At 38.4% G+C, this 24,011-nt stretch carries 18 protein-coding genes; 8 read left to right on the top strand and 10 right to left on the bottom strand.

Translation table 11 applies throughout. The features are described 5' to 3' along the window. The first annotated feature begins 2 nt into the window (after positions 1-2). The 6 genes from NOV28_RS01180 (at position 3) to NOV28_RS01155 (ending at position 8,528) form a co-directional block, all read left to right on the top strand. Positions 3-3,197, top strand: coding sequence for an efflux RND transporter permease subunit (locus NOV28_RS01180; RefSeq protein ID WP_255926712.1), 3,195 nt, complete (start codon positions 3-5; stop codon positions 3,195-3,197). Next, positions 3,187-4,638: a TolC family protein gene (locus NOV28_RS01175; RefSeq protein ID WP_255926710.1), complete on the top strand. Its 1,452-nt coding sequence runs from the start codon at positions 3,187-3,189 to the stop codon at positions 4,636-4,638. The genes NOV28_RS01180 and NOV28_RS01175 overlap by 11 nt, the downstream gene beginning before the upstream one ends. A gap of 195 nt (positions 4,639-4,833) precedes the next feature. After that, a complete protein-coding gene (ahcY, locus tag NOV28_RS01170; RefSeq protein ID WP_255926708.1) occupies positions 4,834-6,147 on the top strand; it encodes an adenosylhomocysteinase in 1,314 nt (437 codons plus the stop codon). 278 nt (positions 6,148-6,425) lie between these two features. After that, positions 6,426-7,280: a phage tail-like protein gene (locus NOV28_RS01165; protein WP_255926706.1), complete on the top strand. Its 855-nt coding sequence runs from the start codon at positions 6,426-6,428 to the stop codon at positions 7,278-7,280. A gap of 140 nt (positions 7,281-7,420) precedes the next feature. Then, complete coding sequence (locus NOV28_RS01160; RefSeq protein WP_255926704.1) at positions 7,421-8,077, top strand: GDSL-type esterase/lipase family protein; 657 nt, start codon at positions 7,421-7,423, stop codon at positions 8,075-8,077. A 4-nt stretch (positions 8,078-8,081) separates the two neighbouring features. Beyond that, positions 8,082-8,528, top strand: a complete 447-nt coding sequence (locus NOV28_RS01155) for a hemerythrin domain-containing protein (protein ID WP_255926702.1) — start codon at positions 8,082-8,084, stop codon at positions 8,526-8,528. A 40-nt stretch (positions 8,529-8,568) separates the two neighbouring features. On the opposite strand, the gene NOV28_RS01150 is transcribed toward NOV28_RS01155, so the two are convergent. Next, on the bottom strand, positions 8,569-9,921 hold the full coding sequence (locus NOV28_RS01150; RefSeq protein WP_255926700.1) for a DEAD/DEAH box helicase: 1,353 nt from the start codon (positions 9,919-9,921) through the stop codon (positions 8,569-8,571). 170 nt (positions 9,922-10,091) lie between these two features. Here NOV28_RS01150 and NOV28_RS01145 point away from each other — a divergent pair, with 170 nt between their 5' ends. Then, entirely contained in the window at positions 10,092-12,248 is a 2,157-nt protein-coding gene (locus NOV28_RS01145) for an outer membrane beta-barrel family protein (RefSeq protein WP_255926698.1), read from the top strand. Positions 12,249-12,294: 46 nt separating this feature from the next. On the opposite strand, the gene guaA is transcribed toward NOV28_RS01145, so the two are convergent. The 5 genes from guaA to purM form a co-directional block, all read right to left on the bottom strand. After that, positions 12,295-13,824 (bottom strand): glutamine-hydrolyzing GMP synthase, encoded by a 1,530-nt coding sequence (gene guaA / locus NOV28_RS01140; RefSeq protein WP_255926696.1) that lies wholly within the window; start codon positions 13,822-13,824, stop codon positions 12,295-12,297. A gap of 105 nt (positions 13,825-13,929) precedes the next feature. Continuing rightward, complete coding sequence (purD, locus tag NOV28_RS01135; RefSeq protein WP_255926694.1) at positions 13,930-15,168, bottom strand: phosphoribosylamine--glycine ligase; 1,239 nt, start codon at positions 15,166-15,168, stop codon at positions 13,930-13,932. A gap of 125 nt (positions 15,169-15,293) precedes the next feature. Then, entirely contained in the window at positions 15,294-16,811 is a 1,518-nt protein-coding gene (purH, locus tag NOV28_RS01130; protein ID WP_255926692.1) for a bifunctional phosphoribosylaminoimidazolecarboxamide formyltransferase/IMP cyclohydrolase, read from the bottom strand. A gap of 97 nt (positions 16,812-16,908) precedes the next feature. After that, positions 16,909-17,472 carry a phosphoribosylglycinamide formyltransferase gene (purN, locus tag NOV28_RS01125; protein ID WP_255926690.1) on the bottom strand — a complete coding sequence of 188 codons (564 nt, stop codon included), beginning with the start codon at positions 17,470-17,472 and terminating at the stop codon, positions 16,909-16,911. Between the two features lie 89 nt (positions 17,473-17,561). Further along, positions 17,562-18,551: a phosphoribosylformylglycinamidine cyclo-ligase gene (gene purM / locus NOV28_RS01120; protein WP_255926688.1), complete on the bottom strand. Its 990-nt coding sequence runs from the start codon at positions 18,549-18,551 to the stop codon at positions 17,562-17,564. A 311-nt stretch (positions 18,552-18,862) separates the two neighbouring features. Between purM and NOV28_RS01115 the strand changes: the two genes are divergently transcribed. Beyond that, on the top strand, positions 18,863-19,786 hold the full coding sequence (locus NOV28_RS01115; protein WP_255926686.1) for a DUF808 domain-containing protein: 924 nt from the start codon (positions 18,863-18,865) through the stop codon (positions 19,784-19,786). A 347-nt stretch (positions 19,787-20,133) separates the two neighbouring features. Here the strand turns inward: NOV28_RS01115 and NOV28_RS01110 are convergent, their stop codons facing one another. The 4 genes from NOV28_RS01110 to NOV28_RS01095 form a co-directional block, all read right to left on the bottom strand. After that, a complete protein-coding gene (locus NOV28_RS01110) occupies positions 20,134-20,670 on the bottom strand; it encodes an NADPH-dependent FMN reductase (protein WP_255926684.1) in 537 nt (178 codons plus the stop codon). Positions 20,671-20,700: 30 nt separating this feature from the next. Then, the gene (locus NOV28_RS01105) at positions 20,701-21,414 is read right to left on the bottom strand and encodes a pirin family protein (protein WP_255926682.1); all 714 of its coding nucleotides are present in this window, start codon (positions 21,412-21,414) and stop codon (positions 20,701-20,703) included. 84 nt (positions 21,415-21,498) lie between these two features. Continuing rightward, positions 21,499-22,500, bottom strand: a complete 1,002-nt coding sequence (locus NOV28_RS01100; protein WP_255926680.1) for a bile acid:sodium symporter family protein — start codon at positions 22,498-22,500, stop codon at positions 21,499-21,501. Positions 22,501-22,606: 106 nt separating this feature from the next. Further along, on the bottom strand, positions 22,607-23,989 hold the full coding sequence (locus NOV28_RS01095; RefSeq protein ID WP_255926678.1) for an MFS transporter: 1,383 nt from the start codon (positions 23,987-23,989) through the stop codon (positions 22,607-22,609). Positions 23,990-24,011 lie beyond the last annotated feature (22 nt).

Genomic DNA, 24,011 nt, shown 5'->3' with positions numbered 1-24,011 from the left:
TCATGTTTAAAAAATTTATACGCAGACCAGTTCTGTCCATCGTGATCTCGCTTGTGATCGTGTTTCTCGGAGTTTTATCTTTATTAAAACTTCCAGTTACTCAATTCCCTTCGATCTCGCCACCGAAAGTAAATATTACCGCAGAATATCCCGGTGCCAACAACGAACTTTTGGTAAAATCGGTCATTATTCCGCTCGAAAGAGCAATGAACGGCGTTCCCGGAATGAAATACATGGAAAGTGACGCCGGAAATGACGGTGAAGCGTCTATTAATCTGGTTTTCGATTTGGGAACCGACCCGAATGTTGCTGCCATCAACGTACAAAACCGGGTTTCTTCAGCGATCAACAAACTTCCGCCTTTAACTATTCGTGAAGGGGTGAAAATTACGCGTGAAGAACCCAACATTTTGATGTATGTAAATGTGTACAGCGACGATCCGAAAGTGGATAATAAATTCGTTTTCAACTTTGCCGACATCAATATTTTGCCGGAATTGCAAAGGATTCCCGGTGTTGGTGAAGCCGATATCGTAGGAAATCGTGATTATGCGATGAGAATCTGGCTAAAACCTGATCGAATGACAGCTTACAACATTTCTTCCGATGAAGTAATGAGTGCTTTGAGTGCCCAAAGTTTGGAAGCTTCACCGGGAAAAACTGGCGAAAGTTCTGGTAAAAAATCTTCAACTTTCGAATATGTCATTAAATATCCCGGAAGATATACCGACGAAAAACAATACGGCAATATCATCATTAAATCCAATTCTGATGGTCAATTTATCCGCCTGAAAGACGTTGCCGATATCGAGTTCGGAAGTAGTATGTATGATATTTACACCACTTTGGATGGCAAAACATCTGCTGCAATTACCATCAAACAATCGTATGGTTCCAACGCAAGCGACGTAATTACCAAAGTGAAAGCTTTGATGGAAGACATCGGAAAACACAACCTTCCGAAAGGCATGCACTACAAAATCAGCTATGATGTTTCCCGATTTTTGGACGCGTCTATTGAAAAAGTGGTACACACCCTTTTTGAGGCCTTTATTTTGGTGGGAATCGTAGTATTTCTATTCTTGGGAGATTGGCGTTCCACCATTATTCCGATTGTTGCGGTTCCGGTTTCTTTGGTTGGAGCATTTGCCGTAATGTCGGCATTTGGAATTACCTTAAACTTAATTTCACTTTTTGCTTTGGTAATGGCAATTGGGGTGGTTGTGGATGATGCCATTGTTGTCATAGAAGCCGTTCACGCAAAAATGGAACAGGAAAATCTCTCTCCTTTGCGAGCAACAGAAAAAGCGATGCACGAAATCAGTGGAGCAATTGTCGCAATTACTTTGGTAATGGCGTCGGTGTTCATTCCGATTGCGTTTATGAGTGGTCCGGTTGGGGTTTTCTATCGTCAGTTTTCCATTACAATGGCTTCTGCGATTATCCTTTCGGGGATTGTAGCACTTACTTTAACACCGGCTTTGTGTGCTTTAATTTTAAAAAACAACCATGGAAAAGAGCGCAAAAAAACACCGGTTAACCGATTTTTAGATCAATTCAACAACGTTTTCAACCGTGGACAGAAAAAATATGAGAATATTTTAAGCAAAACGGTTTCTCGAAAAGTAATTACGCTTCCTTTGCTCTTGCTTTTCTGTGGATTCATCTATCTTTTGGGCAATAAACTTCCTTCCGGATTTATTCCTCAAGAAGATCAGGGAATGATTTACGCGATAATTCAAACTCCACCAGGTTCTACTTTGGAAAGAACGAACAGCATCGCGCTTCAACTTCAAAAAGTAGCAGAAAAAGTAGATGGTGTGCAATCTGTTTCTTCTTTGGCTGGTTTTGAAATTTTAACAGAAGGAACCGGCGCCAACTCCGGAACTTGTATGATTAACTTGAAAGATTGGAAAGATCGAAAACATTCTGCCCAAGAAATCATCAAAGAATTAGAGCAAAAAAGCAAAAACATTACCGGAGCTGAATTGGAATTCTTTCAACCGCCTTCCATTCCGGGATATGGAGCTGCAGGAGGTTTTGAGATGCGACTTTTAGATAAAGCCGGAACCGGAGATTATCACAAAATGGAACAGGTTTCTAAAGATTTTGTGAAGGAATTGAAAAAACGCCCTGAAATCGGCGAAGCTTTCACGTTCTATTCCGCGAGTTTCCCTCAATATACTTTGAATGTTGACAATGATATTGCCCAACAAAAAGGTGTAACACTGGAAAATGCAATGGACAACCTATCGACGATGGTTGGTTCCAACTATGAAACTAGTTTTATCCGATTCGATAGACCTTATAAAGTGATTGTTCAGGCAGGTCCGCAATACCGCGCGATGCCGCAAGATTTGCTTAAATTATATGTGAAAAACAATAAGGATGAAATGGTGCCATATTCCGATTTTATGAGTTTGAAAAAAAGCTATGGACTTTCGGAAATGACGCGCTACAACATGTACAACTCTTCGGAAGTGAGTGGTAACCCGGCAAATGGCTACAGTTCCGGAGAAGCCATCAAAGCGGTTCAGGAAGTCGCCGACAAAACCCTTCCGAGAGGTTATGGAATCGATTGGGCGGGAATTTCCAAAGATGAAGTGTCGCGCGGCAACGAGGCGATTTATATTTTCTTGGTTTGTTTGGGATTTGTTTACCTGATTTTATCGGCACAATATGAAAGTTTTGTATTGCCGTTGCCAATCATTTTATCATTACCAACCGGAATTTTCGGAGCGTTCCTTTGCTTGCAATTATTTGGTTTAGAAAATAACATTTATGCCCAAATCGCGATGATTATGCTCATCGGTTTGCTTGGAAAAAATGCGGTATTGATTGTCGAATTTGCGGTACAAAGGAAAAACGAAGGCGTTTCTGTTCGCGAAGCGGCTTTGGAAGGAGCTTCCCTACGTTTCCGTCCGATTTTGATGACCTCTTTTGCATTTATTGCAGGTTTGCTTCCTTTAGCGATGGCAACCGGACCGGGAGCAGTAGGAAACCGAACAATTGGTACCGCTGCTGCAGGTGGAATGCTTCTAGGAACGGTTTTTGGGCTATTCCTTGTTCCGGGACTCTATTATATTTTCGGATTAATTGCCGCAAAATCGAGATTGTCACATTATGAAAAAGACAATCCATTGAGTGAAGAATTAGATGACCACAACACAAGTTTAATACAAGGTAATGAAGACTAAATTTAATTTAATATATATAGGCGCAGCATTAGCATTAACGGCAATGCTCGATAGCTGTAAAGCCCCGATGGCAACTGTCGTTGAGGATCATACAAAAGAAGAAATTCCACAGAATTTTCAGAACCAACCAACGGATGCTTCGAAACAAAATACCGGATTAACGCCCTGGAAACAGTTTTTCACCGATCCCGAATTGACCCAGCTCATCGATATTGCGTTGAAAAACAATCAGGATTTGATGATTACCCTGCAGGAAATTGAAATCGCTAAGGCCAATGTTCTGTACAAAAACGGTCTGCTGAAACCCACCGTAACAGCTGGTGCAGGCGCCGGAGTTGAAAAAGTTGGTCGTTACACCAGTTCCGGAGCGGGCGATGCTTCCACCAAAATGGATGGCGAAAAAGATGTTCCGGAATGGCTCCCAGATTATCGCGGCGGAATTTCTGCGGATTGGGAAGTCGATATTTGGCATAAATTGAGAACCGAAAAACAATCGGCGGTTGCGCATTATCTTTCCACGGTGGAAGGGAAAAATTTTGTGCTTTCTCAACTTATTTCCGAAGTTGCAGGGAATTATTATGATCTTCTTTCGCTCGATAATCAGTTAGAAATCATTCAGAAATATATTGTTTTGCAACAAAGAGCTTTGGAAATTTCAAAAATTCAGAAGCAAGCGATGGCGACCACTGAACTGGCCGTGAAGAAATTTGAAGCGGAATTAGCCAAGTCGAAAGCATCAGAATTCGACCTTCGCCAGCAAATCACCGAAAAGGAAAACCTCATCAATTCATTATTGGGAAGATTTCCTCAACCGATTGCAAGAAACAAAGACACTTTCATGCAGCTCATCCCTCAAACAGTCTATACCGGGGTGCCGAGTGAATTATTGGATAACCGTCCCGACATCAAAGCGGCCGAATTGGAACTTCAATCCGCAAAACTCGATGTGGAAGCTGCCAGAAAAGAATTCTACCCTTCTTTAAGAATCGGTGCGGAATTAGGTTTAGATGCTTTTAATCCAGCATATTTATTGAAAATGCCTGAATCACTTGCAGCCAATATTGTGGGAGATTTTGCCGGTCCGATTATCAATAAAACAGCCATTCAGGCGAACTTTAAAACGGCCGATGCAAAACAGATTGAAGCGCTTTATGAATACGACAAAACCATTGTTAATGCCTATCTGGAAGTGAGCAACCTCCTATCGAAAATCAAAAACATGGATGGTTACTACCAACTGAAAGCTCAGCAATCCAAAGCATTGGACGATTCTAATGAAATCGCCAACTTGCTCTTCAAAAACTCGCGTGCAAATTACCTCGAAGTTTTACTGAACCAAAGAGATGCTCTGGATGCCAAAATGGAACTTGTGGAAGCCAAAAAAAACCAACTTTCAGCCGTAGTCGACATCTACAAAAGTTTAGGTGGCGGCTGGAAATAAATGTAAATTGAAAAACAATCTACAAAAAATCTGTCTCAGTAATGAGGCAGATTTTTATTTAACAAAAAGAAAAAAAACTTAAAAAAAGTAAGATGAATCCCCAACATTCTAATTTTTTTTACAAAAAAAACTGCTGTAGAACCTTTTTGAAAGTCAGAATAAAATTGCGTAATTTTGCAAAAATTTTTCAATTCAATGAACACAACAACACAATACGTTCCTTACAAAGTAAAGGACATTTCCCTAGCTGAATGGGGCAGAAAAGAGATCATGCTCGCTGAAGCAGAAATGCCGGGCTTGATGGCAATCCGTGAAGAATTTGGACCTTCACAACCTTTGAAAGGGGCAAGAATTGCAGGATGTCTTCACATGACGATTCAAACTGCAGTTTTGATTGAAACTTTAGTAGCATTAGGAGCTGAAGTTACTTGGTCTTCTTGTAATATTTTCTCCACGCAAGACCACGCTGCTGCTGCAATTGCTGCTGCAGGAATTCCTGTTTACGCTTGGAAAGGAATGAACGAGGAAGAATTCGAATGGTGTATCGAACAAACCGTATTTTTCGGCGAAGATAGAAAACCTTTGAACTTAATCTTAGACGATGGTGGTGATTTAACCAACTTGGTTTTCGATAAATATCCTGAATTAACTGCAGGAATTAAAGGTCTTTCTGAAGAAACAACAACTGGAGTTCACCGTTTGTATGAAAGAATGGCCAACGGAACTTTGGTGATGCCGGCAATCAATGTAAATGATTCGGTAACCAAATCCAAATTCGACAACAAATACGGATGTAGAGAGTCTGCTGTAGATGCAGTGAGAAGAGCTACCGACGTAATGTTAGCGGGTAAACGAGTAGTTGTTTGTGGATATGGTGATGTAGGTAAAGGTACAGCGGCTTCTTTCAGAGGTGCTGGTTCTATTGTAACTGTTACCGAAGTAGATCCAATCTGTGCGCTACAAGCTGCAATGGAAGGCTACGAAGTGAAAAAATTGGAAACTGTGGTAGAAAATGCTGACATCATCATCACTACTACCGGTAACTTCAACATCGTAAGAGCGGAACATTTCAAAAAGATGAAAGACAAAACCATCGTTTGTAACATCGGTCACTTCGATAATGAAATCGACATGGTATGGTTGAACAAAAACTATGGTGACACCAAATATGAAGTAAAACCACAAGTGGATATTTACAACATTGAAGGCAAAGAAATAATCATCCTTGCAGAAGGTAGATTGGTAAACCTTGGTTGTGCAACTGGTCACCCATCATTTGTGATGAGTAACTCTTTCAGTAACCAAACTTTGGCACAAATTGAATTATGGACCAATTCAGCAGCATACAAAAACGAAGTATATACCCTTCCTAAGAAATTAGACGAAAAAGTAGCTGCCCTTCACTTGAAAAAAATCGGTGTAGAATTGGAAACTCTTTCTCCTGAACAAGCCAAATATATCGGTGTAGAAGTAGAAGGACCTTTCAAACCGGAATATTACAGATACTAATTAGATATTAGATGTTAGATGTTAGATGCTAGACACTAGATATTAGACATCTTAAACATAAAAAATCGCTTTGGATTAATTCCGAAGCGTTTTTTTTATGTAAAAAATTCATTTAAATTTTGCCTTTATTACCGAGAAAATCTTCAAAAAAATACTATCAATTAATTAAAAAAGAGTATTAGATATATCCTACAAAAGTACTAGAAAAAAAAGGGTGAAAACACCCTAATTTTAATCACATAATGTGACTAACTTTGACGTACACAAAACCACAAATGATGAAAAAATTTACTCTTGGAGTAGCATTATTGCTATTCTCTATTTCGTTCGCACAAGTAGGCATCAACACTCAGGATCCTAACAAAGCTACTGTTTTGGATATCAATTCCAATGCCAAGGGAATTCTCATTCCAAGGCTTTCCTCAACTGAAAGAGACACTAGTTTGGCAGACAACGATCCTCTTACGATTCCACCGGCAGGAGTTGTCAACAATGCACTTGCCTCAGGAACTCTTATTTATAACACTACCGCTAATCGTTTTGAATTTTGGGACGGTACCGTTTGGCGACAATTATTTGTTGCAACAAGTTCGCAAGCCGGAAATGATGGGGTAGTAAAAATTAATTCCGGAGCCGGAGGAACGAAACCTACCGTAAATTTAGGTGCTAACGGAAGTACTTATGGCACTGCAAAGCAAATTATCTACACTACTCCACTAATATTTGCACCAAGTCCTACCACCAGTTGGCCAGAAACTACGGTTCCATTTCCTGGAGTAACCGAAAATATTTATATAGGAACTACTGCAGCAACCCAACGTTGGAGAGAAAACGAAATTAATGGGCAAGTTCATATTTGGAGAGTAATCGCCACAGTTACTGCAGGTTCTAACTCTGCAAGTTCGGTAAAAGCCACTTTTAAAAATCCAAATACTGGTTTTGAGATCAATTCTATTTCCTTATTACCATCCGGTTCTAGTGGAAATCCACAAGTATTAACCTTTTATTTTTACACCATTGCCGATCCGGATAGTTTGGCCACAGGAAAAGGGTATCAATTGTGGATGGAAGCGGATGCAGCAGTTGATGTAGTAGTAGATTCCATGACACGGGTTTCATTATTCAAAGATTAATGGACTGCTCCATAAAACCATTTTAACTGAAATAAAAAGGCGGTGGAATAATGGTTTTATGAATCATTGATAGCTAAAATTTTTATTGGTTTTTTGTATTGCTATTGCTTTTTTCAGTATTTTTAATTCAAATTAAAAACATGAAAAAGGCATTAGCATTTTTGGTTGTATTTCTATTATTTGCAAACGTTTACAGTCAAAACAAACCCGCTTTTTGGGACGACATTCAGCAATTCAAAACATTAAATAAGGAAAATCCACCACCGAAAGGAGCCATTCTCTTATTAGGAAGTTCCTCATTTACCTATTGGAGGGATGTGAACAGCTATTTTCCTGGTAAAACATTCGTAAACCGTGGCTTTGGTGGTTCTACCCTAACTGATTTAAATTTCTATTCTGATGAATTGCTGAAACCGTATGCTCCGAAACAAATCATTATTTATTGTGGTGAAAACGATTTGGCAGCAAACGAAAACCTGAAACCAAGAGAGGTTTTTAACCGTTTTAAACATTTCTATGCAGAAATCCGCAAATATTATCCCGAAGTTCCCGTAGCGTATGTGTCGATGAAAATGTCGCCGAGTCGTGAAAAATTGTGGCCAAAATATACTGTTGCGAATGCAATGATTAAAAAATTCATGGATAGAAAAAAAAATGCTGAATACATCGACATTACCAAAGCAATGAACAGCGCAGACGGAAAAATACGGGAAGAGCTTTTTCTCGAAGATAGGCTTCACATGAAACCCGAAGGATATCAAATCTGGAAAAAAGTAATGGAACCTTATTTAAAATAGAACGATGAAAAGACATGAAGCTTTAGTACAGTTGAGCAGAGATCATCACTTTGGATTATTGCTCTGCTGGAAATTAAAAGAAGGTTTAAAGAAAGACATTTCCGTGGAAAGAATGTCAAAATATATCGTTCTCTTTTATGAACAAAACCTAAAACCTCATTTTGCAGAAGAAGAAGAAACCATTTTTCTTATTTTAGGCAACTCGCATCCTCTAATTGAAGAAGCCATTTCGCAACATCGCGAACTTGAAAAAATGATTTCTGACGGTTTTGAAACTCCTGAACAGATACAGATTTTTCGCGATTTACTCGAACTCCACATCCGAACAGAAGAAAGACAAATTTTCCCTGAGATTGAAAAAACGGCCACAGAGGAAGAACTTCAAAACCTTTTAAAACAAAATTATCCTGAACTCAAAGAGCCTGAATACGAGGACTTGTTCTGGAAATAACAACTTCAATTTTTATAAAAAAAATCCCGGAAATCCGGGATTATTTTTTTCGTTTCGCTTTCGATTTAGCTTTAGCTTGCGCGCGATTGGTTGGTTTTGTCTTCGGTGGATTCCTTTTGGTAGGTCCTCCGAGGTTGATCTTTTTATTTTTATCTTTCTTCTCATGGAAAGCGCCGCCACCTTCTTCCAATTTCACGGTGTGGGCATTTTTCATCACCACCGTTTCTTTTTCTGAAGCGATTTTTACAGGATTCACTTTCACTTCCGATGGGAAATCTTTCAGTTTCAGCTCTTTGTCCATTAACAATTCAATATCCAAAAGCAAAGTTTCCTCTTTTTTAGTAACAAACGAAATGGAAATCCCATTTTTATCAGCCCTTCCGGTTCGTCCGATTCGATGGATGTATTGCTCCGGAACTTCAGGAATTTCAAAATTAATAACGTGGGTAATATCTGAAATATCCAAACCTCTCGCCATAATGTCAGTCGTAATCAAACCTCTCACTTTTTGAGCTTCGAAGTTTCTCATCGCATTCAAACGGTAATTTTGGGATTTATTGGAGTGAATCACATCGAATTCATCAGGGAAAAGCTCATCAATTTTCGTATAAAGATAATCGGCATTCTTTTTATTATTACAGAAAATCAACACTTTAGAAAAATCAGTATCGGTTTTCAACAAATGTTCCAATAGATTAATCTTCGTATTGAAATTTTCAACTTTAAAGGAAATCTGCTCAATTTTCTCCAATGGAGTTCCAGATTTTGCCAAGGAAATTTCGATCGGATTTGCAAAATATTCTTCCAAAACCGCATCAACAGCTTCAGTCATCGTTGCAGAAAAAAGAATATTTTGTCTTTTTTCTCTCATCATGGTAAAGATATTCGCCAATTGAACTTTGAAACCCAAATTCAGCATTTCATCAAATTCATCGACCACCAATTTCTGAACTTCTTTCAAAGAAATTGCGTTATCAATCGCCAAATCCATGATTCTTCCCGGAGTTCCTACCAAAATATCGCAACCATTATCAAAAAGTAATTTCTGAGTTTTGATATTCACGCCTCCATAAATTCCTACTACTCTCGCAGTAATATTTTGGGTAAGATTTTTCACAATTTCGGTCACCTGAACCACCAATTCCCGCGTAGGAACAAGGATTACAACGGTTGGATTTCCGTTTTTGTTGTACTTCCAGGTTTTAAGAACAGGCAAAAGATACGCTAAGGTTTTTCCGGTTCCGGTTTGGGCAATTCCCATCACGTCACGGCCAGAAAGGATTGGTTTCAGGGATTTTTCCTGAATCGGCGTGGGTTCAAATAAATTTTGATCGGCCAATACGTCGAGAATCTTTTCGGGCAGTTCGAAATCGGCAAAAGTGATTTTTTCCATTTTGCAAAGATAGTTTATTTCAGAAAAACGAAATTGAAAGTTGTAACTGTTTCATTAATAGAGACAAAACATCTCTTTTGATAAATATTATTCATTATTTCTCCTTTTAATGAAAACATAATGTAACAAAGATGCAGGTACCGTTGTCTTATTGAAAGATTGAAAACTTTATGAAAAAAACATTAACCATCTTGGCTTTTTTACCTGTATTGATGATTTCTGCACAAGTAAAAAACGATTCTACCAAAACCAAAGACATCGCCGAAGTTACGGTAATTGCTAAAAAACCAACCATTGAAAACAAAGCAGACAGAACGGTTTTTAATGTCGCAAACAGCTCCATTCTCGCCGGAAACACCACTTGGGACATCCTGAGAATGACGCCGCAAGTGAGCATGGATAGCAATGATAACCTGCTCGCAGAAGGAGAATCGGTGACGGTGTACATCAACGACAGGAAAACGGTTTTCACCGGAAAGGAACTGAAAGATTACCTGAAAACCATCGCAGCAGATAATTTGATGAAAATTGAAGTCATCACCACGCCTTCTGCAAGATATGAGGCGACAGGTCCGGTCATCAATATCGTGCTGAAAAAAATGGAAAATGAAGGCATAAAAGGCAGCGTTTCCCTCACCAATACACAGAATACCAAGAACTCGCAATACGCCAATTTCAATCTTAATTATCACAAAAAGAATTTCACCGAAACCCTCACCGGAGGCTACAGCGACAATACTTATGTGATGAAAAACTATAATGAAAATTTCATTGAGCAAAACAATGCGCTCACCAAAATACAAACGGAAAGTACGGAAACGGGAAAATCACCTTCATTCTCCACCACTTCCGAGTTGGAACTGAATGACAAAAACAACGTCGGTTTTATTTTTGAATATTCCCAAAGCAAGAGAACCAGTTTTTCCGATGCGTACGGAGAAAATTTTATCGCAAATAATCTGCAGGATTACTATGTAAAAACCCAAAATTTAACCGGTTTAAATAGAAATTTAGGAAGTAACCTTTTCTATAAATATTACGACAAAGAGAAAAACAAAATCCTCGATTTGAACGCGGGAATTAATTACAGTTCGGTGACGGATACCAACGAACACCTCATCAATTCGAGTACGAGCAGCATTCCGACGGGAATTAGGATTTTGGCGGATAACCAAAACCGGGATTATTATTTCAAGGCAGATTATTCGCAACCTTTGGGAAAATCCGGAAGTACGATTGAATTTGGTGGAAAAACCAGCTATAAAAACTATGTGATTCCGTATGATTATTACGGATTGACGGCCAACAACTGGCTTGAGGATCTTTCCCGAAGCAATGATTTTCATTATTTGGAAAATTTAAACTCGGTGTATGCCAATTTCAGCAAAACATTTTTCAAAAAATTAGAAACCCGAATCGGTTTGCGCTACGAATATATTTGGTTTAAAGTGCGACAGGACATAGGAAATATCGAAAAAACAGATGCATATGGAACGTTGCTTCCTGATTTGCTTGTGAAATATCCATTGTCCGAAAAATCGGATCTTACGGCGACTTACAAGCACAATATTTGGCGACCTTGGTACAGCGAAATGAATCCTTTCGAATTGCCTATGGACAACGGAACTTATATGCGCGGAAATATGAATCTGAAACCCAACCCGAACGACAGATTCAGCCTGAAACTTGGTCTTTACAAGAAATATTTTATCACTGCGAGTTACTGGTACAGCAATCAGGATTACTGGACGACTTATTTCAAAGACGGCGACAAAACCATTCAAATGGAAGAAAATTTCCCGGGAAAAGTGGCGAAATATGGTTTGAATTTTAATACCAATCAGCAATTTTTGAAAAACAAACTGAATGTAAATTTAAGCTTGAACTTAAATTATACCGACAACAGCGATTTCAACGCGCAGAATAATTTGAAAGATGCCAAAGATTATTTCACCAATTTCGGCGGTTCATCGAACATTTCGTACAACAATCTTTTCAACAAAAATATCAATATCAACGGGTGGTTTGGGCTGTTTAGTCAGAATTACGGGAATTCTTATGGCAATCAAATGAATTTCTTCCATAATATTTCGGTGACTAAAATTTTCCCGAAAACCCAAATGGAAGCGAGTTTGCAGATGTTCAACATTTTCCAAAGACCGGTATTTGATGTGACCACTTATACACCGATCGGAACTTTCAGAAACTCAACCAAAGCCGACTGGTACGGATTTTCTTTAACCTTTATCAAAAGATTCGGAAACCAGAAAGTGAAAGAAAACACCAAAACCAATGTTGAAAAAGACGGTGGCGGAAGTAAAGAATAAAAAGAAAAATCCTTCTGAAATTTCAGAAGGATTTTTTTATTAAAACCTATTCCCACTCGATGGTTGCAGGCGGTTTGCTCGAAATATCATAAGCAATTCTGTTGATGCCTTTCACCTCGTTGATGATTCTGTTCGATATATTTTCCAGAAATTCCCAAGGAAATTTACTGAAAGTCGCGGTCATAAAATCGGTGGTATTGGCAGAACGAACCACCGCGGTATATTCGTAAGTTCGCTCATCGCCCATCACTCCGACCGATTTCACCGGAAGTAAAACCACAAATGCTTGGGAAACCTTTTCGTACAAATTATTTTTATACAATTCTTCGATGAAAATATCATCGGCTTCTTGCAAGATTTTCACTTTTTCTTCATCTATATCACCTAAGATTCTAATTCCCAAACCAGGTCCAGGAAAGGGATGACGGTGAACCAAATGGTGCGGAATACCAAGCTCCTCGCCTACTTTTCGAACTTCATCTTTGAATAATTCTCTCAAAGGTTCCAGCAATTCGAAATCCATTTCTTCGGGAAGTCCGCCCACGTTGTGATGCGATTTAATCACTGCTGATGGACCTTTTACCGACTGACTTTCGATCACATCCGGATAAATGGTTCCTTGAGCAAGGAATTTTGCGCCTTCAATTTTATGGGATTCTTCATCAAAAACCACCACGAATTCGTTTCCGATGATTTTTCGTTTTTCTTCAGGATCGGAAACGCCTTTCAATTTGGCCATAAATCTTTCCTTTGCATCGATCAATTTGATGTTGAGATGAAAATGTTCCCCATAATTTTTCATCACTTTTTCGGCTTCATCTTTTCTTAAAAGTCCGGTATCCACGAAGATACATTGCAATTGATTGCCGATGGCTTTATGAATTAAAACTGCCGCCACGGAAGAATCTACACCGCCGGAAAGTCCGAGAATCACTTTTTGATCTCCCACTTTTTCCTTGATTTCGGCTACGGTTTTATCGATATAATTGGTAAGTTTCCAATCTTTTGGCGCTTTACAAATATTAAAAACAAAATTTTCAATCATTCGTGCTCCTTCTTCGGTATGAGAAACTTCCGGATGGAACTGTACGCAATAAATTTTCTTGCTTTCATCGGAAATGGCGGAAATCACATCCGTTGTTCCGTTGATGGCAAATCCTTCAGGAGCAGTTTCTACCTCATCAAAATGGCTCATCCAAACCGTTGAAAATCGGCTAATGCCAGAAAGCAATGAATTAGATTTTTGGATTTCAAATTTGGCTTTTCCGTATTCGCCTTTTTCGCCTTTTTTCACTTTTCCGCCTAAAAGATGCGTGGTGAGTTGCATTCCGTAGCAAATTCCCAAAACAGGAATTCCTTTTTCAAACAATGCTTTATCGACTAAATGGGCATCTTCTGCATTCACAGAACTTGGTCCGCCTGAAAGGATAATTCCGGAAGGATTTCTCGCTAAAATATCTTCTAAACTTGTATTGAACGGAAGCACTTCGGAATAAACGCCGAGTTCGCGGATTCTTCTTGCGATGAGTTGGTTATACTGAGATCCAAAATCGAGGATGATAATACCGTTATTCATTAAATTTTTACTTTTTATTAATTCTATTTTCTTACTGCTTCTTTTTCAAAATATTAGAACAAAATCTTTTATAAAAAAAGGCGTGATTTCTCACGCCTTTTACTTTTAAAATTTGCCAATATCTTCTCTGTAAAATTCGTAATCGAAATGGATGGTTTTGGCGTCATCGTACACTTTTTTGCGGGCTTCATCGTAAGTTGCACCTGTCGCGACCAAACTCAAAACTCTTCCTCCGGTAGTTAAAACTCGAGAGCCGGAAGCTTTTGCACCAGCGAAAAGCACTTGGCTTTGTTGTACTTTCTCTATATTTCTGATTTCGAAACCGGTTTCTATTTTTCGTGGATATCCGCCGGAACACATGACGAGGCAAACCGCTTTTTCATCCTTGAATTTCAAGCTGATTTCTCTTTCTTCCAAACAATCCATAATGACATCATACAGTTCGTTTTCCATCAAAGCAAGAATCACCTGAGTTTCCGGATCGCCCATTCTCATGTTATATTCCAAAAGGAAAGTTCCGTTGTTGGTCACCATTAACCCGAAAAAGATAAAACCTTTGAAGTGAATATTCGCCGATTCTAAACCAGCAAGCGTCGGCTTCATGATATTTTCTTCGAAATCTTGGTAATGTTCTGCCGTAAATTCCGGACTTGGAGCCACACTTCCCATTCCGCCGGTATTCGGTCCGGTATCTCCGTTTCCTGCTTTTTTATAGTCTTTTACAGGAATACATGGGAACAGATTTTTTCCGTTCGAAAATGCGATAATAGAAGCCTCAAAACCTTTCAAATATTCCTCAATCACCAATTGAATTCCGGCATCGCCATAAATTCTTTCGATCATGAATTTGTGAATAGTAGATTCGGCTTCGGTAAGATCTTCAGCGATTACAACACCTTTTCCACCAGCTAATCCACTGGCTTTAATAACTACTGGAAATTGCTGCTTTCTTACATAATCAATTGCATCTTGGTAAGCATCAAACACGACTGCTTTTGCGGTTTTGATGTTATTGGTTTGCATGAATTTTTTAGAGAAAGCTTTGCTTCCTTCCAATTCTGCAGTTCTTTTTTCAGGTCCGAAAATCTTCAGTCCATGTTTTTTGAATTCATCTACAATTCCTTCCACCAACGGCGCTTCAGGACCTACTATGGTAAGATCGATTCGTTCTTTGATGGCGAAATCTCTAAGCCCTTCTACACTTTCTTCATATACATTTTGCCCAAGTTGATCGGTTGTTGCATTTCCTTGTGCAAAATACATTTTCGTAATTCTTTTGTCGCCTTTCAGTTTTACTGCAATTGCAGACTCTCTGGCTCCATTTCCTATGATTAATATTTTCATTGTTTTATTATTTGGATTCTCCAAAATTACTAATTTGAAAGGGAATCTCAAATTTAGTTTGGAGAAAAATTTTATTCATTTCTTAAAAATACAGCCTTTTCAGAGGGCTATTCTTTTAAAAATTATCAATGCAAGAAATGTCTCATTCCGGTGAACATCATTGGAATCCCGTGTTCGTTGGCTGCTTCGATGCTTTCCTCGTCTCTCATACTTCCACCGGGTTGAATGATGGCTTTTATTCCTTCTTTTGCGCAGAAATCAACCACGTCACGGAAAGGGAAAAACGCATCAGAAGCCAAAACCAAATCTCCTTGGAACTTTTCTTTCGCTCTTTCTACTGCATGCTCGGTTGCCCAGATTCGGTTTACTTGTCCGCCGCCAATTCCTAAAGCTTGATAACCATTGGAAACGACAATTGCATTTGATTTCACATATTTTACAACACGTTGCGCAAACAAAAGTGCTTTTTCTTGTTCTGTCGTTGGTTTAAAAACCGTCACGGTTTCAATTTTTTCTGAGAACTGATTGTCATTATCTTGCACCAAAATTCCTCCATCCACTTTCACCCAAGTTTGAGCATCGGAAACTGGATTTTTAATCTTGATAATTCTTAAATTTTTCTTCTTTCTTAAAATTTCAAGTGCATCTTCATCAAAAGATGGCGCCATCACAATTTCTAAGAAAGTTTTGTTGAGCTCTTCTGCTGTGGCTGCATCCACGTTAAAATTCATTCCAATAATCCCGCCAAAAATAGAAACCGGATCACATTCGAAGGTTTTTTTATAGGTTTCTAAAGCTGAATTTCCTACCGCAACTCCGCAAGGTGTAGAATGTTTTACGGCGCAACAAGCCATTTCGTTTTTGAACTCATTTACCACTTTCCAACACAAATCCATATCGCGAAGGTTGTTGAATGACAATTCTTTTCCACCCAAAATTTCGAAATCTTTCATCGCTCCGTTATCGGTGGTGGAAACATAATAAGCTGCCGTTTGATGCGGGTTTTCACCATATCTTAAATCTGAAACTTTTTTGTAAGAAGCATTCAAATACTGCGGATATTCTTCATCCAAAAGCATTTTTGAAATCGCACCGTCATAAGCTGAAGTCAAGTTAAAGACTTTTCCGGCGAGTTTTTTTCTAGTTTCTAAAGTGGTATTTCCGGTTTCAGCGATTTCCTGTTGAACTTTTGCGTAATCTTCCACATCGGTAATTACGCTAACCGAATTGAAATTTTTAGCTCCAGATCTCAACATGGAAGGTCCGCCGATGTCTATAAATTCTACTTTTTCATCTAAAGAAATATCGGAATTGGCATTTTCGAAAAACGGATACAAATTCACAATCACCATATCAATCAGCCCGATTTCATGTTGCTGAACGGTATTCATGTGCTCCTCATTATCGCGAACTGCGAGTAAACCGCCGTGAACTTTCGGATGCAAAGTTTTCACTCTTCCGTCCAACATTTCAGGGAATTCGGTCACTTCATCAATCTGAATAGGATGTAAACCTGCATCTTTCAAATGTTTGAAAGTTCCGCCGGTGGAAACCAATTCGTAGTTATTTTCTTCTAAAAACCTTGCAAAATCAATGAGTCCGGATTTATCGGAAACAGAGATCAGCGCTCTCTTTTTTGACATTTTCTTTCTTTTTTACTTTTTATTAAATCTTTGGAAATCAATTTTCATTTTAATTCCAATCATTTTTTTACTTCAAACTGATGATTTTCAATAGAAATCAATCTGCTAAAACTTTATTAATCGCTTTCGGGAAAATTTCATATTCCACTTGATGGATTTTTTGGGCTAAAGTTTCCACTGTTTCACCTTCTGAAATCTCAAATGATTTTTGAAGAATAATTTCGCCTTCATCAATCCCGGGAGTTACAAAATGAACGGTCGCACCACTTTCTTTTTCTTTCGCTTCCAAAACCGCTTCATGAACATGATGTCCCCACATTCCTTTTCCACCGAATTTCGGCAAAAGTGAAGGATGAATATTAATAATTTTGCCTTTAAAATTCTCTACAAATTCTTTATTCAAAATCGATAAAAACCCTGCAAGGACAATTAAATCTGTATTTTCAGGAATTTCTTTCGCTAAATTCTCGGAAAAAGTTTTTCCTCTTTTGATTAAAATATTTTTGATGCCGTGGTTTTCGGCTCTTTGCAAACCAAAACATTCACGATCAGCAACTACCAAATCAATTTTGGCATTCGGAATTTCACCCTGCTCAATCGCATCGATGATCCGCTGAAGATTGGAACCGGAACCAGAAACTAAAATAACGATGTTCTTCATAATGTAATAATGTAATAATGTAATAATTTAACAATCTAAAAAATGTATCAAAAAATGGTAAACTGTTAAATTGTTAAATTTATAAATGGTTACATTAAAATTATTTGTTCCGAATCATTGACGATTTCTCCGATGACATAAGCATCTTCAAGCAAATCCAAAACTTTCGTTGCGTGATTCTCATCCACCACGATCACCATTCCAACGCCCATGTTGAAGGTTCCATACATTTCTGATCTTTCGATATTTCCACGTTTTTCAAGTTCCAGCATGATGCTCGGAATTTTTATTTTTGAGGTATCAATCTTCGCACAAAGATTTTCTGGGATAATTCTCGGAACATTTTCGATCAATCCACCACCAGTAATATGGGCAATTCCGGAAATTTTTACTTCTTCTAAAACTTTATGAATCGGCTGATAATAGAGTCTCGTAGGAACAAGAAGTGTTTCATACAAAGGTTTTCCTTCAAACTCTTCATTAAAATCAGGGAAAATTTTTCTTACCAAAGAAAATCCGTTGCTGTGAAAACCGGAACTTGGCAATGCGATAATTTGGTCTCCTTCTTTGATTTTGGAACCATCGATAATTTGATCTTTTTCTACAATTCCTACGCAGAAACCAGCTACATCATAATCTCCGGCTTGATACATTCCAGGCATTTCGGCTGTTTCACCACCGATGAGCGCACAATTATTGTCTTTGCAGGCTTTCACCATTCCCATCACAATTTCGGCTGCAATATCGGAATCGAGTTTTCCACAAGCCAAATAATCAAGGAAAAACAAAGGCTTCGCGCCATGACAAATAATATCATTCGCACACATCGCAAAACAATCAACCCCGATGGAATCATATTTTTTCGAATCTAAAGCGACTTTCAGCTTGGTTCCTACTCCATCAGTTCCGCTTACCAGAACTGGATTTTGGTAACCGCCAATCTGGTAAAAAGCACCGAAACTTCCCAAATTGTTCAATACATTTTCGTTGTGGGTTTCGGCAACTGCCGATTTTATTTTGTCGACAGTTTTGTAACCTTCTTCTTTGTCAACTCCTGCGGATTTGTACGTATTGCTCATTTTTACTTTTTATTAAATTTTACGATCATCAAAACTTGAATTTCAATGAAATCCGAGAACAAAAAAGCCGACAATCATACAGACGTCGGCTCATTATTATTTTTTGGCGAAAATTACACATCCAATATTTTGGAAATTCTCTTTCTGGGAATGTATTTTTTTCGGTTTCAAGGATACAAATTTTGTTCTGCGAAAATAAGATTTTTCTGTGAAAAGAAAAAATGGAATTGAAAAAAGAAGGTTTTATAAAACCATAAAGAGCTGAATTGTCATTGAAATTCCTATTTTTGCTCAACATAAAAAAATACAATATGGCTTCAGGCTTTTTTGCGATCTTAGATGATATTGCTGCTTTGATGGACGACATCGCGGTAACGTCGAAATTAGCAACCAAACAAACTGCAGGAATTTTAGGAGATGATCTTGCCGTAAACGCTGAGAAAGCGACCGGATTCCTATCTTCTCGTGAAGTTCCGGTTTTGCTGAAAATCATGAAAGGTTCCTTTATCAATAAACTCATCATCGTTCCGGTGGTGTTTCTGTTGCAATGGATTTATCCTCCCGCAATAACGATCATTTTGATTTTGGGTGGACTTTATCTTGCGTATGAAGGCGTTGAAAAGATTATTGAATTCATCATTCACCGAAGAAAAACAGGCCACGAAGTAGTAGAAGAAATCGAAGAACCAAGCAACGCCGGTGAAGAGGAAGAAGCAGCAAAAGTAAATTCAGCCATTCAAACCGATTTTATTCTTTCCCTGGAAATTGTAATTATTGCTTTGGCTTCTGCAAAAGATGGTTTTGAAACTTTAAAATCTCAATTTAACCCACTTTTGGTAGAAATTCTAACTGTTTCTATCGTCGCGATTATTGCAACAGTTGGGGTTTACGGAATTGTAGCATTGATTGTAAGAATGGATGATGCAGGTTATAAACTCATCAGAAAATCAAATGGAAAAGGGTTCATCAACACCTTGGGCGAACTTTTGGTAAAGGCGCTTCCTTGGGTGATTAAACTTTTAGGAATTGTAGGAACTGTCGCTCTAATCTTGGTTGCCGGTGGAATTTTTGCTCACAATATCGATTGGCTTCACCATCATTTCTTGCCGGATGTACCATCGACAGTGAGGGAAGCATTGCTCGGAATCATCGCTGGTTTGATTATGGTTCCGATATTCATGCTGTTTAAAAGAGCTTTTCGATTTGTAAAAAAGAAAAAAGCGGAACAAGCTTAATACAAAAATCCGTCTCAGAACTGAGGCGGATTTCTTTTTAATTTAATATAGATATGGGATTTGGTGAATGATTTTCACTTTAAAAAAAACAATTTGATTGGTTTAAAGAATACTTTTATCGATAAAAATTTGTGATGCAAGATATTCGCGCATCACTTTCATAAGGTGAGTGAGTTTCTGCATATCATTTTAATTTTTAACAAATATAATAATGAATTGCGTCAAAAATTGTCAATCAACCAGCGTAGTTTGTAAATATTAACAAAATTTAATTTTTCACCACTTTGAAAATTGGATACAAAAAAAAGCTGCTTCAGTGTTGAGGCAGCTTCTTTTTTTTATCTATTTTAATTCAATTTTTGTTTTACGCTTTCTGCTTTTTCTTTCAGTTCGGCGAGTTTTTCTTCGTGGGTGATTCCTTTTTCAGGATCAAAACTTTCGCTGTATTTTGGGAGCGAAAATACTTCTAAAACTTTGGCTCCATCGAAAGGAAATCTTTTTTCAGCGATTTCTAAAACGCTGGCTCCGCCTCTTGCTCCATCGGAAGTTGCCATCAGAAACATCGGTTTTTCAGCAAAAATCTTTCTGCCTTTAATACGAGACATCCAATCCATCAAGTTTTTGAAAACTGCCGAAAAGTTTCCGTTGTTTTCCGGGGTGGAAAGCAAAATCAGATCAGAAGCGTCAATCTTGGCCGCAAAATCTAATGCGGTTTGCGGAATTCCGGATTCGAGTTCGATTTCTCTTTTGTAGATGGGCATTTCATAATCATTTAAATCTAAAATTTCCACCTCATTTTCCGAGAAGAATGTAGAAGCAAAGGTAACGAGCTTCTTGTTGATCGATACCGTAGAATTGCTTCCTGCAAAAGCGAGTATTTTCATTGTTTCAATTTTTTTTAAAAGATACCTATTTTAAATATTCATCGGAACTTCCATCAATAAAATTTCTGAATTTTCTAATGCTTCCAAAGTAAAACTTTCGGTTTCCCAAATTCCGAAGCCGTCTCTGGTTTCTAAAATTTGATCGCCAACTTTTGCGGAACCTTTTAAAACAAAAATATAAACGCCGTTTCCGGGTTGATGAATTTGATATTCTTTAGCATTTCCAGCTTCAAAATTAGCCATATTGAACCATGCATTTTGATGAATCCAAACGCCTTCATCTTCTGTGTTTGGCGAAAGAATTTGTTGGAAATCGTTGATTTTTTCGTTTTCCTTAATGCTGATTTGGTCGTAACGCGGGGTAACATTCATCTTATTCGGGATCACCCAAATCTGTAAAAACTTTACAAGCTCGTCTTTATTTTTATTATACTCGCTGTGCATGACTCCGGTTCCGGCGCTCATTACCTGGATTTCTCCTTTTCTGATTACTGCTGTAGTTCCCATAGAATCTTTATGCTCCAAATCGCCTTCCAAAGGAATGGAAATAATTTCCATATCTCGGTGTGGATGAGTTCCGAAACCCATTCCTGAAGCTACTTGGTCGTCGTTTAAAACGCGAAGAGCACCGAAATTCATTCTTTCTGGGTTGTAATAGTTGGCAAAACTAAAAGTGTGATGGGATTTTAACCAACCGTGGTCTGCGAAGCCACGGGTTTCTGCTTGGTGATATATTGTTTTCATAACGGTATATTTTAATGATTTATAATGATACAAATCTACCATTTATAAGTTTCAAAACCATTGACATAAGGTAAGAACAAAGCTTTAAAATGCTTCTGATTCCTGAGGATTTCGTTGGGCAATTTTGTTGGCAAGCCAGCTTACATAAAACAATTGAAAACTATGATAAATCATCACCGGTAAAAGGAAAAGCACTTTCTGATCATCCGGAATTCCTAAAACAAGCAAAAACAAACTACCATGTACCAAGGATTTTTTGGAACCACAAAAGGTTGCCGTGATGATTTCTTTGGGTTTAAAATTCATTTTTCTGGCAATGAATTGAATGATATGATAGGTCATAAAAAATAAAGAAACGACACTGAAAGTCAAGAGTAAAAAGACAAAACTTGGTACTGAGGCAAAAATATTTTCAATAAATGCGGTGGAAAAACTTTCGTAAACAATCAAAAGAATGATGAGCCGATCGAACTCTGAAATGATATTGGAATACCGCGTTACCCATTTTTTAAAGAAAGGATTCAAAGCTATCCCTAAAATAATAGGAAGCAGAACTTTAAGCAACAACTGCTCAACGATTTCGGTTTGGTCAGCGTTTTCAGGGTTTGCATTTAAGAAGAAACTCATCAGAAGCGGAGTCATCACAATACCAATCAGCCCAGAAATAGAGGCATTAAAAATGGCAGAGGTGACATTTCCTTTGGCGATAGAAACCATCACCACGGATGAGGAAACCGTGGAAGGAAGGCTTGCCAGGAAAAACACCGATAACCACATGCTATAATACGCAGTATCTCGAAAGGCGGGATAAAAAATGAACACCAGAAAAGGAAAAAGGAGAAAGGTTGCGGACTGAATTAAAAGATGGAGTTTCCAATTGGAGACGTCTTTCAAGACTTCTTTGAGGTTGAGCTTGAGACCATATAAGAGAAATATTCCTGCGATTCCCCAATCGATGAAGGACGAGAGCGGGAACCATTGGTTATAAGACGGACGAAACGGAACGAATTTGGCGAGCAAAACCATCGATGCCAAGAGGAACAGAAAGGTGTTTTGTTTGGTGAAAATCTTGAATATCAACTTCATTTGAAAATATTAAAAATAAAAATCCTTAAAGTTTTTGAGGCTTTAAGGACTATAAATGTATGATATTTTTTTGGGATCGATTGAGGTAGTTGATCAAAAATCAATTTTAAAAATGCACCTGCTGGATTTCTTCTTCGATTTCTTTAGGGGTTTCTGGGGTTTCGTCTTTAATTAAAAACATCGTAACGGCAGCTGCTACAATCATGCAGATCCCTCCTACTACGACATAGTCGATGGCCATATTTCCGAAAAGGTTTTTCACAATCGGGCCTCCGAAAACTCCGTTGATGATTTGCGGAATTACAATGAAGAAATTGAATATTCCCATGTAAACGCCCATTTTGCGCTGTGGAATGGCATCAATAAGCATTGCATAAGGCATCGCGAGAATACTTGCCCACGCGAAACCTAAACCGACCATGGAGATCCATAACATCCCAGTGTCTTTAATAAAGAACATGGAAATTAAACCCAAACCGCCTGCAAATAAAGCCAAAGCGTGGGTTTGTTTTTTGCCTATCGCCTTGGCAATTGGGGTTAAAAGGAATGCGAAAGGAATGGCAAATAAATTATACAATCCGAAAAGGTGTCCTGTAAGGTTTCCGGCATTATTGAACGCATCGGAATGGGTATCTTCGGGCGCTAAACCGAAATGGTGAGTCGCCAAAGCACTTGTGGTGAAAACCCACATGGTAAACAAAGCAAACCAAGAGAAAAATTGCACGGCACCCAACTTCTTCATCAAAGGCGGAATGGTAGCAAAATCTTTGAAAATATCCATGAATTTGGAATGTTCCGGCTCTTGCTTATCGTCAGAAAAGTCGGCAAATTCTTGTGGTGAGTATTCTCTGGTAGTGAAAATGGTGTATAGAATGGAAAGAATAAGCACCGCGGCGCCTACGTAAAATGCATAAATCACATTATCTGCAACGAAGCCTTTCTCAGCAACATTGGAAACGCCAAGTTTGGTAAGCCAATTGGGCATTTCGGAACCGATAACGGCGCCAATTCCGATCAAAATAGTTTGTACCGAAAACCCTATTGTACCTTGATGTTTCGGCAACATATCGCCGACCAACGCACGGAAAGGTTCCATCGCGATATTCACGGAAAAATCCATCATCGCGAGGAAAATAACGGCCAAAAGCAAAACATTGGCTGCGATTAAATGGGTAACAGAAGCTGCATTGGGAAGGAGCACCAAACCGATGGCGCAAAGAACAGCCCCGATTAAAAAGTAAGGTTTTCTACGTCCGAGCGGACTCCAAGTATTATCGCCCATGTGACCGATAATCGGTTGCACGATAAGGCCCGTAATAGGCGCAACGAGCCAGAACCAAGATAGCTCGTGAACATCTGCGCCGAGGTTGGCGAGGATTCTACTTGCATTTCCGTTCTGCAGACCAAATGCCATTTGGATTCCGAGAAACCCCATACTCATATTGATAATTTGAGCGATACTGAGGTTAGGTTTTATTTTTTTTGCCATAATGCTTTAGGTAAATTGGATA

This window comes from Kaistella montana (assembly GCF_024436175.1).
Classification (GTDB): domain Bacteria; phylum Bacteroidota; class Bacteroidia; order Flavobacteriales; family Weeksellaceae; genus Kaistella; species Kaistella montana.
Note: the sequence above shows the minus strand (reverse complement) of the source record. Positions and strands in the feature narration are given on the sequence as shown.

Bases quoted from the DNA above. Each gene is read 5' to 3' on its own strand.
- NOV28_RS01180 (WP_255926712.1), top strand. From the start codon at position 3: ATGTTTAAAAAATTTATACGCAGACCAGTTCTGTCCATCGTGATCTCG.
- NOV28_RS01175 (WP_255926710.1), top strand. From the start codon at position 3,187: ATGAAGACTAAATTTAATTTAATATATATAGGCGCAGCATTAGCATTA.
- ahcY (WP_255926708.1), top strand. From the start codon at position 4,834: ATGAACACAACAACACAATACGTTCCTTACAAAGTAAAGGACATTTCC.
- NOV28_RS01165 (WP_255926706.1), top strand. From the start codon at position 6,426: ATGAAAAAATTTACTCTTGGAGTAGCATTATTGCTATTCTCTATTTCG.
- NOV28_RS01160 (WP_255926704.1), top strand. From the start codon at position 7,421: ATGAAAAAGGCATTAGCATTTTTGGTTGTATTTCTATTATTTGCAAAC.
- NOV28_RS01155 (WP_255926702.1), top strand. From the start codon at position 8,082: ATGAAAAGACATGAAGCTTTAGTACAGTTGAGCAGAGATCATCACTTT.
- NOV28_RS01150 (WP_255926700.1), bottom strand. From the start codon at position 9,921: ATGGAAAAAATCACTTTTGCCGATTTCGAACTGCCCGAAAAGATTCTC.
- NOV28_RS01145 (WP_255926698.1), top strand. From the start codon at position 10,092: ATGAAAAAAACATTAACCATCTTGGCTTTTTTACCTGTATTGATGATT.
- guaA (WP_255926696.1), bottom strand. From the start codon at position 13,824: ATGAATAACGGTATTATCATCCTCGATTTTGGATCTCAGTATAACCAA.
- purD (WP_255926694.1), bottom strand. From the start codon at position 15,168: ATGAAAATATTAATCATAGGAAATGGAGCCAGAGAGTCTGCAATTGCA.
- purH (WP_255926692.1), bottom strand. From the start codon at position 16,811: ATGTCAAAAAAGAGAGCGCTGATCTCTGTTTCCGATAAATCCGGACTC.
- purN (WP_255926690.1), bottom strand. From the start codon at position 17,472: ATGAAGAACATCGTTATTTTAGTTTCTGGTTCCGGTTCCAATCTTCAG.
- purM (WP_255926688.1), bottom strand. From the start codon at position 18,551: ATGAGCAATACGTACAAATCCGCAGGAGTTGACAAAGAAGAAGGTTAC.
- NOV28_RS01115 (WP_255926686.1), top strand. From the start codon at position 18,863: ATGGCTTCAGGCTTTTTTGCGATCTTAGATGATATTGCTGCTTTGATG.
- NOV28_RS01110 (WP_255926684.1), bottom strand. From the start codon at position 20,670: ATGAAAATACTCGCTTTTGCAGGAAGCAATTCTACGGTATCGATCAAC.
- NOV28_RS01105 (WP_255926682.1), bottom strand. From the start codon at position 21,414: ATGAAAACAATATATCACCAAGCAGAAACCCGTGGCTTCGCAGACCAC.
- NOV28_RS01100 (WP_255926680.1), bottom strand. From the start codon at position 22,500: ATGAAGTTGATATTCAAGATTTTCACCAAACAAAACACCTTTCTGTTC.
- NOV28_RS01095 (WP_255926678.1), bottom strand. From the start codon at position 23,989: ATGGCAAAAAAAATAAAACCTAACCTCAGTATCGCTCAAATTATCAAT.